Genomic DNA, 14,869 nt, shown 5'->3' with positions numbered 1-14,869 from the left:
CTTCCCATGGATCCGGACATCCGGGCGTGGGCGTACCGGATGTCAGGTCAGCCCGGCCGCGGCGCACGCGGCTGCGAGTTGGGGGGTGCAGATCTGCCGGATCGTGTACACCCCGTCCTTGACCAGGGTGTCCTTGATGTTGCCGACGGTCACGGAGACCGGGGTGAGCATGACGGCCGGGACCCGCCGGCCACCGCGCGTCGTCACCTCGTCCTTGCCCACCCGGTCGAGGTTCTCCCCGCGGGCCGCCGCCACGGCCATGGCGGCGCCGGCCGCCGCCTCGGGCTCGAAGGGCTTGTAGACGGTCATGTACTGGTCGCCGTCGACGATGCGCTGCACGGCGCGGAGTTCGGCGTCCTGCCCCGTGACCGGCGGCACCGGGTCCACCTTGTTGGCCTTGAGGGCGGAGATGCTGCCGGCGGCGAGGCCGTCGTTGGCGGCGTAGACCCCCTGGATGTTGTCGACACCGAGGGCGGAGATGGCGGCCGACATGTTCAGGTGGGCGGCCTCGGTGCGCCACTGGAGGGTGTCGTACTCCTTGCCGATCTTCACCTTCCCATTGAGCACGGACAGTGCGCCCCTCTTGAAGAGGACCGCGTTGGGGTCGATGGGGTCGCCGTTCATCATCACGATCTGGGCGCCCGGCACCTCCTCGCCCATGGCCTCCAGCAGCGCCCTGCCCTGGAGCCGGCCGACCTCCTCGCCGTCGAAGGAGACATGACCGGAGATCGGGCCCTCGGCGAGGCGGTCGTAGGCGATGACCGGGATGCCTGCTTCCACCGCCTTCCTGACCGATGCGGCGAGCGACCTGGCGTCCACCGCCACGAGCAGGATCGTGTCGACGCCCTTGGTGATCATCGAGTTCATCTGCTCCTGCTGCAGGGCCACATCGCCCTTGGCGTTGGCCTGCTCGATCGTGCAGTCACGGCACCGTTCCTTGATCTCCTCGTCGAGCAGGGGTTTGTCCCGGGTCTCCCAGCGCGCCGTGGTGGCGTCCGGCAGCAGCACCCCGATCATCGGCGCGTCCCCCTCGGCGGAGTCGCTCCCCCCGCCCGCTCCGCAGGCCCCGAGGGCCACGGCCGTGGAAACGGCGGTCAGGGCGAGAACCGCGCTCCGGATGCGGGCCTTCATGTGAGAGACCTCCCTTGTCCTTCGCCCGGCGTGGCGAGGAGGCGCTCATGGTGTCGGGGACGCGTGTGCGGGTACGGGGCCGGCCCAGGCACAAGGGCCGGGTTCTTGGACGTGGCAGGACGACCACGTGGTCAGTCTGACACCGGCCGCGGTGATCTGCGAGCGCAGCGAAGGCGTCCCGGGGAGCGGGCCACCGGCGAGGAACAAGCTGGGAACCACCGAGAAGCCGCAGGCTGATATGTCGGGATCATCCATATATGCGATTCTGGTGTGTGGAAGCGACCGGGGCGGCGGGAGGTGGTGCCCCGATCCCCTTCGGCACCTCCGGCACGGACGGGAGGTAGGCGCGGACATGCCTCATGACGGCCGTGCCCGGACCGGAGTTTCGGCGCCGGGGGCATGGGAGGTCGGCACCGCGGGCACCGGTTCACCGCCTACGGAGCCGGAGCCTGTCACGAGTGACCGCGCCCTGACCTTCGCCGGAGCCGCGCTGGCCGCCGTATACGCGCCCACCGCCGGGAACGAGGAGCTTCAGCTGATCGAAACGGTCGGTGCCACCCCCGAGTACCGGCTGCCGGACCGGCTGTCGGTGTCGGGCGGCTCGGCCGCGACCCACGCCTTCGGCACCGACCGCCCCCTGTGGCTGAACGCCGCGGCCCTCGCCTCCTACCCCGTGGGCGCCCCCACGCCCCCGCGCGCCCGCTCGGCCTCGCTCGGCGCGCTGCCCCTGGAGCGGGAGGGCACCCGGCTGGGCTGCCTCGTCGTCGTGGGCACCTCCGCCGACGGCTTCGACGCTGGACAGCAGCGCTTCCTGGAGCGGTACGCCGACGCGGTCGCCGGCCTGCTGCTGGCCGAGTCCGGCCGGCCCGCGCAGCCGTCCCTGCTGAGCCGGGCCCTGCGCGGTCTGCGCGTCGGCACCTTCGTCCTGGTGCCGGACACCGGCCTGATCGAGGCCGACGGCACCCTGCTCGAACTGGTCGGCACCACGCCCGACGACTTCGACGGCAAGGCCGACACCCTGCTTGCGCACGCCCTCCCGGAGGACATGCCCGCGCTGATGTCGGTGCTGGAGCCGTCCGCCCAGGCGCCCGGCCGACGGGAACTGGAGTTCCGGGTCCGCTGCCCCACCGGTGAGATGCGCTGGCTGAGCCTGATCTGCCGGGTGCTGGGGCACACCGACGAGCAGCCCGAGCAGGTGCTGGGCGTGGTGACGGCCACCTCGGTCAAGAGCCGCAGCGCCGACGACGTCTCCCGGATCCAGTGGCTGACCGCCGTACTCGACGATGCCCTGACGGTCCGGGACGTCGGCCAGGTGGCGGTCGCCGCGCTGCGCGAGCCCCTGGGCGCCGACCGGGTGGCGCTCGCCGACGTCCGGGACGACCGGCTCGTGGTCACCCTGCTCGACCCGCCCCAGCCCGACGCCTGGCCGGAGCTGTGGCGCGCCCAGTGGCGTTCCGAATGGCCCGACGCACCGGTCAGCGCCCTGCCGACCCTGCAACTGGCCCTGCGGGACGGCCGGATGGACCTCTGGCCCGCCGGTACCGCCCTCGAACCGGGGCTCGCCGGCATCGGTGCCGGAGGCCTGGCCGTCCTGCCGCTCCCCGCCAAGGGCCGGGTCGCCGGAGTGTGCCTGGTCGGCTGGGACCAGCCGCACGAGTTCATCCCCGAGGAGCGGTCCCTGCTCACCGCCACCGCGGCCCTGATCGGCCAGGCCCTCAAGCGGGCACACGCCTACGACGCCGAGCAGGAACTCGCGACGATGCTCCAGCGCAGCCTGCTGCCCCGGCGCCTGCCCGAACTCCCCGGCGGCACCGCCGTCGCCCGCTACCTGCCCGCCAGACGGGGTCTTCAGGTGGGCGGCGACTGGTACGACGTCATCGCCCTGTCCGAGGACCGGGTGGCGCTGGTCATCGGCGATGTCCAGGGGCACAGCGCCGGAGCCGCGACGATCATGGGCCAGATGCGCACCGCGGTCCGGGCGTACGCGGTCGAGGGCCACCCGCCCGACGTGGTCGTCTCCCACGCCAACCGGCTGCTCGTCGGCATGGAGACCGACCTGTTCGCCACCTGCTGCTATGTCGAACTCGACATGGAGGAGGGCAACACCCTGGTCGTCCGCGCCGGGCACCTCTCCCCGCTGCTGCGCCACCCGGACGGCCGTACCGAGGAGGTGGAGGTCGAGGGCGGGCCCCCGCTGGGGGTCCTCGCCGAGGCGGAGTTCCCCATGACCGCGGTCGCCCTGACCCCCGGCACCGTGCTCGCCCTGGTCACCGACGGTCTGGTCGAGGCCGCCGACCTGCCCCTGGACGTGGGCATGGAACGCACCCGAACCGCGCTCGCCGCCGCCGACCCCGCGGATCCGGCCCGGATGGCCGACGCGCTGCTCGGCGACCTCGGGCGGCGCGAGGACGACGTGGCGCTGTTGCTGCTGCGCTACGACGGCATGACGACAAGGCCGATCCGGGCCGGCTGGGTGGTGTGGCGGCTGCCCGACGCCGTCATGCACGCCCGGCGCTTCACCGCGCGCACCCTGCGCCGGTGGGACGTCGAGGACGCGGCCGACGCGGTGCTGCTCGTCGTGTCCGAACTGGTCACCAACGCCCTGGTGCACACCCAGGGGTCCGTACGCCTCGACCTGATGCTCCGCGGGGACCGGGTCCGGGTCTGCGTGAGCGACTCCTCGCCGCGCGCCCCCGCCAAGCCCGTGATCGTGGACTGGGAGTCGACCGGCGGCCGCGGGCTGCTCCTGGTCGAGGCGGTGTCGGACTCCTGCGGATCGGTGCCGGTGGCGGGCGGAAAGCAGGTGTGGAGCGAGGTCACCGTGGACCGTGGCGCACCCGACCCCGCCGACTCGAGGCTCTGAACGGAACGAGGCGAGCTGCGATGAGGACCCGTACGCTGCACGTGATCGCGGCGCTCGTCGCGGGAGTCATGACGGTTTCCCTGTCGGCCTGCGGCGAGGACGACGGAGCGGGCACGGGCAGCTTCACGGTCGGCCTGCTCCTGCCGAACCGGGTCACTCCGCGCTGGGAGCACTCCGACAAGCCCCTGATCCAACAGCGGCTGAAGGAGTTGTGCCCCGACTGCACGATGGTGTACGCCAACGCCGAGAGCGACGCCGCGCGGCAGCGGCAGCAGATGATCTCGATGATCACCAACGGCGCGAAGGTCCTCATCCTCGACCCCGCCGACAGCAGGGCGATGCGCTCCTCGATCCAGGAGGCACGGAGCTCCGGAGTCCCGGTCATCGCCTACGACCGCCTCGCCGAAGGCCCGATCTCGGGTTTCGTCAGCTTCGACGGCGCACAGGTCGGCCGGCTCCAGGGCGAGGCGCTGATGAAGGCCATGGCGGAGCGGGGGAGGGGCAGCACCGTCGTGATGATGAACGGCGATCCGAGCAGCGCCAACGCGGCGTGGTTCCGCAACGGCGCGATGTCCGTCATCTCGGGCAAGGCGAAGATCGCCCGGTCGTACGAGACGGCGGGCTGGAGCCCGGAGAACGCGCACGCCAACATGACCGCCGCGATCTCCGCCCTCGGCGCGGACCGCATCGACGGCGTCGTGGCGGCCAACGACGCCATCGCCGCCGGTGTGATCTCCGCGTTCAAGAACGCCGGTGTCAAGGACCTCCCGCCGATCACCGGCCAGGACGCGGACCTGGAGGCCGTACGGCGCATCGTGGAGGGCGAGCAGTACATGACGGTCTACAAACCGTTCGAGAAGGAGGCCGCGGCGGCCGCCGCCATGGCCGTCGCCGTGGGGCGCGGCGAGGGAGCCCGTGACGTCTCCACGACGACGACCGACAGCCCGACCACCGAGGACATCCCGTCCATCCTGCTCACCCCCAACCTGGTGACGGCCGACAACCTGAAGCAGACCCTCGTCGACGCCGGCCGCTACACCGTCGACCAGATCTGCACCCCGGCGCTCCGCTCGGCCTGCGACGACATCGGCCTCACCGAGTGAGGACGACTGGTCGGCGCGAGGCCCCGGGAGCAGCATGGAAGAGGAGCGACCCAGGGAGGTCAGCCATGAAGACCGGAGCCTCGGACTACGACCGCTGGCTGTACTCGCACACCCCCTCCCAGGCCGAGGGCGAACGCGACGAACCCGCGGAGCGCGCGGGCATGGAGCAGCACCCGGACGTCCCCAGGACCGAGCCCTCCCAGGCCGAGGGGGAACGGGGGGACGATCTCAGTACCCCGTGATACTTTGAACGTGTTCAGAAACTGGGGGTACTGGTAATGCGTGATCCGATCGTCGCGGCCCGGCACGACTCGCCCGCCGCCGCCTTGGGACCCACCGCGCTCGTCTTCGGCGTCATCGCCGCTCTGGCGTCCTTCGTCTTCTCCCCGTTCGCGCTGATCGCCGGCGGCCTGGCCGTCACCCTCGGCGCGGCGGGCATGCACTACGCCCGCCAGGGCGTCGGCCGGATGTGGACCGCCACGCTCGGCACGCTGCTCGGAACCGTCGGAGTCCTCGGCATCGCCGCCCTCCTCGGGGCGGCCTGGACCCCTTAGTCGGCCCGTTCGCCGGACGGCGCGGCCAGCGGGACGCCCAGGGCCACCGGGGTGCCGAAGTTCGGAGTGCCGTCGGCGTTCCAGGTGAACTTCTGCGCCCTGGTGCTGCGGTTCATGTCGCAGCCACCGCTCGCGGAGCTGTTGGCGTGGTAGACGATCCAGTCCTCCGTCCCGTCGGGCGACTTGAAGAAGCCGTTGTGGCCGGGGCCGTACACCCCGCCCGCGTTGGACCGCTGGAAGACCGGGTTCGGCGACTTGACCCAGGACGCGGAGTCCAGCGGGTCACCGCCGTTGTGGGTGAGCATGCCCAGCTTGTAGTCGGGCGTGGAGCAGTGGCTCGCGGAGTAGACGATGAACGTCTTCCCGCCCCGCTGGAGCACCTCGGCGCCCTCGTTGACCGCGCCGCCCACCGTCTCCCAGCTGTACGTCGGGGTGGAAAGGATCCGCCGGGTGCCGCTCGCCGTCCAGGGGTTCGACAGCGGCCGTATGAACATCGGCTGGGAGCCGTTGTAGAAGGTACCCAGCAGATAGAGCCGGCCGTTGAGCTGCAGGATGCCCGGGTCCAGCTCCCAGGTGTTGTCCTGGGCCGGGTCGAGCAGGTCGGCCTTGAAGGAGTAGGGGCCCATCGGGTCAAGGCCGGCGCTCTCCAGCACATGGATGCGCTGGGTGCCCAGGTCGAAGGGCTCGCGCCCGGCCGTGTAGTAGAAGTACCAGCGCTTGCCGTTCGGGCCGTCCAGCAGATGGAACTCCGGCGCCCACATCGTGCCCGCCCCGTTGGGCCGGGTCAGGTTGAAGATCACCTGGTCGGGGGCGGTGGCCAGTCCCGCCAGGGTGGGGGACTTGCGCATGGTGACCGTCGAGTTCCAGGTCGTCGTGGCGAGGTAGTAGTACCCGTCGTGGTACGTCAGCCAGGGGTCGGGGCCGTGCTGGGAGAGCGGATTGGTGAAGGTGCCCGCGCTCGTGCCGCCGCCGGTGAAGGCGGGCAGCCGCCACACCCTGCCGTTCCCAGCGGAGCACGGCAGTTGGACCAGATCGGTGTCGGACGCCGACGAACCGCCGCTCGGGGCCACGCACTTGCCCGAGCCGACCGACACCAGGTTGAAGGTCTTGTCGACACCGGAGACCGAAACCGGGACGAGCCGCCACCGCTGGTTCGTCCCGCCGTGGCAGGGCCACTGGATGATCGCCGCGTCGTCCGCCGTCGAGGCGCCGTACACGTCGACGCACTGACCGGACCGCGTGGTGATCGTGTACGTGTCGCTCGTACCGGAGACCGGCGTGTAGGTGAAGTTCTGGCCGGCGGCGCCGGAGGAGCAGGCGAAGGCGCGCAGCTGGGCGCCGGTGGTCGTCGAACCGCCCGGCAGGTCCAGGCAGTTGCCGCCGTTCTGGTTGACGCCCGTCGAGGTGAAGGCGACGGCGGCGGAGGCGGGTGGCGCCACCAGGAAGGCGACCGCCAGGGTCAGCGCGGCGAGCAGCGCGGCGGGATACCGGGATCGGGTCACGGGCCGTACACCTTTGCTTCGAGGAGGCCGACGGAGTTGGTGCCGTTGCTCGTGAGCAGCACACGCAGCCGTGTGGTGTTCGTGGCGGTGAAGGTGACGCCGTTGTACTGGTTCCTGGCCAGGGGATATCCGCTCGCGCCCTGCACATCGACATAGGCGCTGCCGTTCCAGTACTGGAGCTTCCAGGAGGCAGGCATGTCGATGCCCTGGTCGTCGTCGAAGAAGTACACGTCGGCCCTGTTCAGGGTCTTCGCCGACGGCCAGGTCAGCTCGGCCCACTGCTGGCCCGTCTGAGGCCAGGTCCCCCAGCGCGGGTTGACCGTGTCGTTGGACGAGGGCGGGTCGATGCCGTCGTTGACCGCGGTGACGTTCTCCCAGGGGGAGGTGTACGAGGCGGTCGCGGTGGCGGAGGCGGCCTGGTTGGCCGGGGGCTGGACGCCGCCCCGGTTGAACACCTTGACCTCGGTCAGGCCCGTCCTGGCGCCGGAGGCGTTGGTGGCCAGGACCCGGACACGCTGGGCAGTGATCGCCGGGAACCGCACCAGGTTGTAGTTGGCGCGCGGCGCGGCCGGACTCTTCGTCTGGCCCGGGGCGTCCACCCATGAACTGCCGTTGTGGTACTGGACGGTGTACGCCGAAGGAGCCCGGTACGTCGTACTCGCCGGACGGCTGTCCTTGAAGTACAGCCGCACCTCGTTGAGCGCGCGTGTGGTCCCGAGGTTCAGCTCGTACCAGTCCTGGGCCGCCGATCCGCCGGCGCCCCAGAACGGCTCGTTGGTGGGGTAGCCGTCGACCGCTCCGGCGGCGGTGCTCCCGGACCCGGTGGACGAGGCGGACACGGTGGCCCCGGCGGCGAGGTTGGTCAGATCGGCGGTCAGGTCGACACCGGCCTTGGCGAGCATGTCGACCATGCGCGGGCTGTCCTGCACGACCTGGTTGGGCGCCTTCAGCCCGGGGACGGCCGTGTGGTGGGTGACCGTGCCGCTCGTGGTCACGTCACCCGTGGCCGGGTCCCAGGTGAACGGCACCAGCGAGCCCACCGTGGCGACCCGGTTGCCGTTGACGTAGATCGAGTAGCCCTCCGGGATGCCGGGATAGCGCACCACCCCGTCGGCCGGGTCGTCCCAGACGACGGACAGGTCGGCGCCCCGGTAGCGGAGGTTGTTGACGGTGACGTGGGACCAGCCGATGTCGATCGGGGACAGCTCGATCTTGGCGTCGCTGCGCGGCCGGAGCCCCGCGACGTCCTCGATCACCGTCCAGTTGCTGCTCCCCAGGATGTTGTGGTGGATCCAGGAGCGGTAGTCGATGGAGCTGCCGTCCCAGTCGGCCCAGAACTCGTTGGCGTCCGGCCACTGCGTGTTGCCGCCGACGTACTGCGCCCAGGTGTTCCAGTACAGGAGCTTCTTGTAGTCGGTCGCGCTCATCCAGGAGTTGGGATAGTTGCGCAGCACCGAGGAGTACAGCCGGAACTGGACGGTCGAGTTGATCGTGGAGAAGTTGTTGGAGCCGGGCTCCCCGGCCTCGGCCGCCGCCTTCTTGTCGACCTGGTTGGCCGTGTAGAAGGGGAAGACCGGGTACTGGGCCGGGTCGTCGTACAGGCGCAGGGCCTGCCGGTACGTCGCGGTGTTGGGGACGGCTCCGACCGAGAACGGATAGTAGTTGTTGATCTCCTTCCAGGGCACCCACTCGTTCGTCGACTTCAACCGGTGCTCGAACAACTGCCGGCCCGGGTTCCAGAGCACGTCGACGATGGCGTCCTTGATCTGGTTCGCGAGCGTGCGCATCTCACTCGCCTTGGCCGCGTTGCCGATCGCCTCGTAGGCCTGAGCGGCGGCGAGCGCGCCGCTGTACTGGTAGGCCGACTCGGCGCGGTCCATGTTGCCGGGCTTCCAGTGGAAGGAGACCGCGTCGGCGTCGTTGCCGGTCAGGGCGCCCCAGTCGTACTCGATGAGCTTGTTGTCGTCGTGGTCGTAGTGGGCGAGCTGGCCCTTGACGTCGCCCTCCGCGTAGCGGGCGAGGTTGGCGGCGATGCCCGGCTGGCCGCCGTGGATCTGGTAGCTCTTCCAGGCCGCCTCGGCGATGTACTGCGTGTAGCTGTTGGACCAGTTCTCCGGGTCGCCCGGGTTGTCGAGGAACCGGCCGCCCTTGGAGGTCTGGCCGACGCTCAGCCAGTCGCCGTACGCGTAGGACGGGTCGCGCAGGTACTTGAGGTCGTCGATGTGCATGGGCTGGGTGAGTGCGATCGCGTTGTTGTAGCCGAGGACGCCTTCGGTGGAGGTGGGGAACTGGAAGGTCTGTCCGGGGATGTCGGCGTCGAGGTGGTTGAAGCGCATCAGCCACCAGCGGTAGTAGATGTTCTTCTTGATCGCGGGCTCGGGCACGTCGATGTAGGGCACGTTCTGCGCCCACCAGCGGTTGTAGGCCCGGACGTGAGTGGCGAAGGCGGTCGCCGGCGAGTAGCCGGCGTAGGCGTCGTACTCCGTGCGGGACTCGGGGATCTCGTCGGTGACGAAGCCCATCACGACCTTGGTGGTGACGGTGGCTCCGGCCGGGACGGTCACCGAGCGGTTCAGGCCGCCACCGGAGGCGGTGAATCCGTCGCCCGTGAGCCTTGGGCGGAGGGTGGTGAGGTTGTTGTAGGCGTTCACCTGTCCGGTCAGTTCACCGCCGGTGCCTGTGGTGGCGTACGGCGAAGTCGCCCGTAGTTGCAGCGTGGTCGGGCTGCCGCCGTTGTTCCTGATCGACAGGTTCGTCACCGCGACGTTGTTGTCGGTGATGAACTTGGTCTGCTCGACCGTGACCGAACCTGCCGTGTGCACGCTCTTCCAATGGCTCGGCGTCTGCCGGCGCTGGGGGACCTGCTCGGTGAAGGTGCCCGGGGTGACGGCGACCGTGTAGGCGTGGTTGCCGGTGATGCTCTCCCAGTAGGCGACCTTGCCGCCGAACCCGAGCCGGGCGGGGTCGTGTTCCTTCATGAAGAGCGCGCGGCCCCGGCTCATCAGCCAGGGCCCGGCCGGGTCGTCGCCGGAGCGGGCCAGCAGCCGGTCCATCCAGAAGTCGGTGCCCGAACTCTCCGCGTCGTAGATCGCCTTCATCATGTCGCCGGAGGTGTGGGCGACGGGCGGAGCCGGGATCGCGGGGCCGCTGAAGGCGGGGAACCCGATGGTCTGCGCGGCGTGGGCGGGGGCCGCGGTGATGACGGAACAGACCAGGAGGGCCAGGGCGAGAAGGAGGCGCTGTATGCCGGGCTCTGTTCGTCTTCGCATCGGGCTCCCCTTTGCTGAAACGACCTAAAAGGTTTTCGCAACGTAGGAGCGGTCTGATGGAGTGTCAAGAGGGGTCGTGGTGGCGCGAGTTCGGGGAACGTACGGTTCAGGACAGGGGGGCCGTGGAGCCCCTGATCACCACACGGCAGGGCAGCGCCTCGACCCCCGAGCGCGGTGCGCCACCGGCTATGGCGCCGAACAGCGCCTGCGCGGCCGCGCGGCCGACCTGCTCCAGGTTCATGTCGACGCTGGTCAGCAGCGGACGTGAACCGGACGTCAGCACCGACCAGTTGTCGAAGCCCATGACCGCCACGTCCTCCGGCACCCGCTGGCCCCGCTCGCGCAGGACGTCCATGACACCCCGGGCGATCTGGTCGCTGCCGCACAGCACCGCGTCGACATCCGGATGCCGGTCGAGGAGCAGCGCGGTTGCCGCCCGCCCCCAGCCCTCCGACCACGCCCCGAACCGCGGCTCGTCGACCAGGGCGAGACCGGCTTCGGCCAGCGCCGCCCGGGCCCCGTCCGCCCGGTCCCGCGCCGCGAGATAGCCCGGGTCGCCGGTGATGTGCGCGATCCGGGTACGCCCGCAGGTCAGCAGGTGCTGCACCGCGATCCGGCCGGCGTCCACGTTGTCCGGGACGATGGACAGATCCGCCGGATCGTCGGACGGGGCGTACGCGTACACGACGGGCACGGACAGCTCTCGGCCCAGGGACGGGCGCGGATCGGTGCGGCTGCCGACCACTATCAGGCCGTCGACCCGGCGCCCCAACAGGGCCCGCACATGGTGCTGTTCGCGGATCGCGTCACCCCGGGCGTCGCACAGGAACACCGCGACCTCGCCCGCGCCGAAGGCGTCCTCGGCGCCCATCAGGATCGGGATGCCGAACCGGCCCTCCAGGTCGCTGGTGAGCAGACCGACGGTTCCCGTCCGCCCGGCGAGCAGACCGCGGGCCAGTTGGTTGGGCCGGAACGACAGCCGCTCGGCCGCCTCGACGACCCGCTGCCGGGTCTCGGCGCGCACCTGGCTGCGGCCGTTCAGCGCCTTGGACGCGGTGGCGACGGACACACCCGCCAGCCGGGCGACGTCGGTGAGGGTGGCGGTGCGCGAGGAACGGGAGGGGTCGGCGGCGGGTGTCATGCGTGGCTCCTGTCTCGCGTCGCGTGCGTAAACCGTACGCGAGAATTTTCGGTAGCTCACCTGAAGTGGTTCTGCTGCGCGGGGGATTGACGGGCATTCAGCTCGGTTCTAGCTTGCTGAAAGCCTTTTCGGCTCGTTTCTTCCGGGGTGTTCGCTACGGAGGGGGATCGTCATGGGGAGCCCGGCCGGATCACAGGGACCCGTCCGCCGCCTCGTCACCGCGGCCGTCGCCCTGATCGCCGCCATGGGACTGGCCACGGCCTGTGGGTCGGGTGACGGCGGTTCGGGCAACAGCGGTTCGAGTGGCGGCGGGGGCAAGGCCGCCGACGCGAAAGGTGTCGACGACGGCACGAAGCTGACGATGTGGACGCGCGCCGCGACCCGGCCGCAGAGCGAGGCCCTCGTCAAGGCGTACAACGCGAGCCACGAGAACAAGGTCGAACTCACGGTCATCCCGACCGACGACTACCAGGCCAAGGTGGGTGCCGCCGCCGGCTCCCGCGACCTGCCCGACCTGTTCGCCTCCGACGTCGTGTTCGTGCCGAACTACACCTCCAGCAGCCTCTTCGCCGACCTCACGGACCGCATCGACGCCCTGCCCTTCGCCGACGACCTGGCCCAGTCACACATCAAGGCGGGGACGTACGAGGAGAAGAAGTACGTCGTCCCGCACACCCTCGATCTGTCGGTGCTCTTCTACAACAAGGACCTCTACCGGCAGGCGAAGCTCGACCCCGAGAAGCCGCCCACCACCCTCGCGGAGTGGGACGAACAGGCGCGCGCCGTGGACGCGCTGGGCTCAGGCGTCAACGGCACCTTCTTCGGCGGGAACTGCGGCGGCTGCGGGGTCTTCACCTGGTGGCCGTCGATCTGGGCCGCCGGGGACGACGTGCTGAACGAGGACGGCACCGAGGCGAAGCTCGACTCCGCCACCGCCAAGAAGGTCTACGACACCTACCGAGGCTGGGTGGACGACGACATCGTCGCCCCCGGCGCCCGCGACGAGACCGGCACGACCTGGACCGGCGTCTTCCCCAAGGGCAAGGTCGGCGTGATGCCCATGCCGTCCACCACCCTCGGCCTGATGCCCAAGGACCTCGACCTCGGGGTCGCCCCCATCCCCGGACCCGACGGCGGCGGATCCACCTTCGTCGGCGGTGACGCCATCGGCATCTCCGCCACCAGCGAGTCGGCCGACCAGGCCTGGAACTTCCTCGCCTGGTCCCTGGGCGACGAGGCACAGGTCGACGTCGTCGCCGCGCACAAGGACGTCGTGGCGCGCACCGACCTCGCGTCCAACAAGTACTCCGCCGCCGACCCGCGGCTGGTCACCATCAACAAGCTGGTGGCCGACGGCCACACCCCGTACGCGCTGAAGTTCGGCCAGACCTTCAACGACCCCAACGGGCCCTGGCTGACCCTGATGCGCGACGCCGTCTTCGGTGACGGGGCGTCCGTCGAGAAGGACAACGACGCGGTCAGCGCCTCGCTCGCCGACTGAGTTCGCTGACCGGTTTCGCCGACTGACGGGAGTGCCATGCGGGTGAAGGCGTCACGCAAGGTTCAGGGGCTCGGCTACGCCGCCCCCACCGCCGTGTTCGTCGCCGTCTTCTTCCTGCTGCCGCTGCTGCTCGTCGGGCAGATGTCCCTGAACGACTGGCCGCTGCTCGCCGGGGACCAGGGCGCCAACGCCCCCGAGAACTACACCGACGTCACCGACAGCCCGCTGTTCTGGCCCGCCGTGCGCTTCACCCTCCTCTACACCGGGATCGTCACGGTCGTCCTCCTCGGACTCGCGCTCCTGCTCGCCCTCCTCGTACAGGAGTCCCGCCCCGGCGCCGGGTTCTTCCGCACGGTCTACTTCCTGCCCGGCGCCCTCGGCCTCGCCTCCGCCTCCCTGCTGTTCTGGGGCCTGTACAGCCCCACCACCGGACCGCTCAGCCCTGCCCTGGAGAAACTCGGCCTGGTCGACGACCCGGTGTCCTTCCTCGGCTCGCCGAACTCCGCGCTGCTGTCGACGGTGTTCCTCGTCGTGTGGAAGTTCGCGGGCTTCTACATGCTGATCCTGCTCGTGGGCCTCCAGCGCATCCCGCACGAGGTGTACGAGGCCGCACGCATCGACGGCGCGAGCCGCGGCCAGATCTTCCGCGGCATCACCCTGCCCCTGCTGAAACCGTCCCTCGCCCTGTCCCTGCTGCTCTGCGTGACCGGATCGCTGCTCGCGTTCGACCAGTTCTTCGTCCTCACCAAGGGCGGACCGGACAACAGCACCGTCACCGTGGTGCAGCTGGTCTACCGCGAGGCGTTCCAGCGCCTGGACCTCGGCACCGCGGCGGCCCTGTCGATCATCGTGCTGGCCGCGCTGCTCCTGCTCAACACCCTCCAGTTCCGCGGACTGCGCCGCGCCGACGAGTCATGAACCACCCCGCCCGCCACCCCGCCTGGAGAAGGGACACCCCGGTGCTCACCCGAGCCCTCGGCCGGACTCCGTACTACGTCGTCGCCGGAGGCCTGGCCGTCATCTTCCTCTTCCCGCTGCTGTGGAACGCCTGGGCCTCGGTCAGCGCCCAGCCCGGCACCGCGCAGGAATCGGGCTACGGCTTCGGCAACTACCGCACGCTGCTCGACTACGACGCCGGCCTCGGGCAGTACCTCCTCAACAGCACCGTCGTCTCCGCGCTCACCGTCGCCCTGACCCTCGGCGTCTCCCTGCTCGGCGGCTACGCCTTCGCCCGCTTCGAGTTCCCGGGCAAGAACCTGCTGTTCCTGCTGACGCTGGCCATCCTCATGGTCCCCTACGCCACCCTCCTCATCCCGCTCTACGTGCTGCTCGGCCGTCTCCACCTGCAGAACTCGCTGATCGGGCTGAGTCTGGTGCTGGCCATGTTCCAGCTGCCGTTCGCCACCTTCATGATGCGGATCTCCTTCGAGGCGGTGCCGCGCGAACTGGAGGAGTCGGCACTCGTCGACGGCTGCGGCACGGCGGGCGCGCTGCGCCGGGTGCTGCTTCCGGCGGTGAAACCGGGGCTGATCACCGTGGGGCTCTTCGCGTTCCTCGCCGCGTGGAACGACTTCATCGCGCCCCTGATCCTCATCTCGGACAGCGAGAAGGCGCCCCTGCCGCTGGCCGTCGCCAACCTGCGCCAGCAGAGCATGGGCGCCGTCGACTACGGGGCCACCGAGGCGGGCGTCGTGGTCCTCGCCGTGCCCTGTCTGCTCGTGTTCCTGCTGCTGCAACGGCACTACGTAAGGGGCTTCATGTCGGGCGCGCTGAAGGGATGATGCGTTGAAGGCAAACACGGAGGG

General features: G+C 70.3%; 11 protein-coding genes. 7 read left to right on the top strand and 4 right to left on the bottom strand.

Going from position 1 to position 14,869, the window contains the following annotated elements; all coding sequences use genetic code 11:
- Positions 1 to 42: 42 nt before the first annotated feature.
- Entirely contained in the window at positions 43 to 1,131 is a 1,089-nt protein-coding gene (locus tag ACZ4UU_RS34695) for a substrate-binding domain-containing protein (RefSeq protein WP_471907362.1), read from the bottom strand.
- Positions 1,132 to 1,483: 352 nt separating this feature from the next.
- On the opposite strand from ACZ4UU_RS34695, the gene ACZ4UU_RS34690 reads away from it, so the two are divergent.
- From ACZ4UU_RS34690 to ACZ4UU_RS34675, 4 genes are all read left to right on the top strand, one after another.
- The gene (locus ACZ4UU_RS34690) at positions 1,484 to 3,994 is read left to right on the top strand and encodes a SpoIIE family protein phosphatase (RefSeq protein ID WP_471907361.1); all 2,511 of its coding nucleotides are present in this window, start codon (positions 1,484 to 1,486) and stop codon (positions 3,992 to 3,994) included.
- Between the two features lie 20 nt (positions 3,995 to 4,014).
- Entirely contained in the window at positions 4,015 to 5,097 is a 1,083-nt protein-coding gene (locus ACZ4UU_RS34685; protein ID WP_471907360.1) for a sugar ABC transporter substrate-binding protein, read from the top strand.
- A gap of 65 nt (positions 5,098 to 5,162) precedes the next feature.
- Positions 5,163 to 5,339, top strand: a complete 177-nt coding sequence (locus tag ACZ4UU_RS34680) for a hypothetical protein (protein WP_471907359.1) — start codon at positions 5,163 to 5,165, stop codon at positions 5,337 to 5,339.
- 36 nt (positions 5,340 to 5,375) lie between these two features.
- Entirely contained in the window at positions 5,376 to 5,651 is a 276-nt protein-coding gene (locus ACZ4UU_RS34675; protein WP_471907358.1) for a hypothetical protein, read from the top strand.
- On the opposite strand, the gene ACZ4UU_RS34670 is transcribed toward ACZ4UU_RS34675, so the two are convergent.
- The 3 genes from ACZ4UU_RS34670 to ACZ4UU_RS34660 all read right to left on the bottom strand — a co-directional run bounded on the left by ACZ4UU_RS34670 (position 5,648) and on the right by ACZ4UU_RS34660 (position 11,563).
- Entirely contained in the window at positions 5,648 to 7,153 is a 1,506-nt protein-coding gene (locus ACZ4UU_RS34670) for a family 43 glycosylhydrolase (protein WP_471907357.1), read from the bottom strand. The genes ACZ4UU_RS34675 and ACZ4UU_RS34670 overlap by 4 nt on opposite strands.
- Positions 7,150 to 10,422 carry a discoidin domain-containing protein gene (locus ACZ4UU_RS34665; protein WP_471907356.1) on the bottom strand — a complete coding sequence of 1,091 codons (3,273 nt, stop codon included), beginning with the start codon at positions 10,420 to 10,422 and terminating at the stop codon, positions 7,150 to 7,152. Before ACZ4UU_RS34665 ends, ACZ4UU_RS34670 begins: the two co-directional genes overlap by 4 nt.
- Positions 10,423 to 10,528: 106 nt before the next feature.
- Complete coding sequence (locus ACZ4UU_RS34660; protein ID WP_471907355.1) at positions 10,529 to 11,563, bottom strand: LacI family DNA-binding transcriptional regulator; 1,035 nt, start codon at positions 11,561 to 11,563, stop codon at positions 10,529 to 10,531.
- 172 nt (positions 11,564 to 11,735) lie between these two features.
- Between ACZ4UU_RS34660 and ACZ4UU_RS34655 the strand changes: the two genes are divergently transcribed.
- From ACZ4UU_RS34655 to ACZ4UU_RS34645, 3 genes are read left to right on the top strand one after another with little or no spacing between them, the layout of a single operon-like run.
- A complete protein-coding gene (locus ACZ4UU_RS34655) occupies positions 11,736 to 13,064 on the top strand; it encodes an ABC transporter substrate-binding protein (protein WP_471907354.1) in 1,329 nt (442 codons plus the stop codon).
- 36 nt (positions 13,065 to 13,100) lie between these two features.
- The gene (locus tag ACZ4UU_RS34650; protein WP_471907353.1) at positions 13,101 to 13,982 is read left to right on the top strand and encodes a carbohydrate ABC transporter permease; all 882 of its coding nucleotides are present in this window, start codon (positions 13,101 to 13,103) and stop codon (positions 13,980 to 13,982) included.
- 41 nt (positions 13,983 to 14,023) lie between these two features.
- A complete protein-coding gene (locus ACZ4UU_RS34645; protein WP_471907539.1) occupies positions 14,024 to 14,845 on the top strand; it encodes a carbohydrate ABC transporter permease in 822 nt (273 codons plus the stop codon).
- Positions 14,846 to 14,869 lie beyond the last annotated feature (24 nt).

The organism is Streptomyces sp. NPDC028907 (assembly GCF_055564995.1).
Note: the sequence above shows the minus strand (reverse complement) of the source record. Positions and strands in the feature narration are given on the sequence as shown.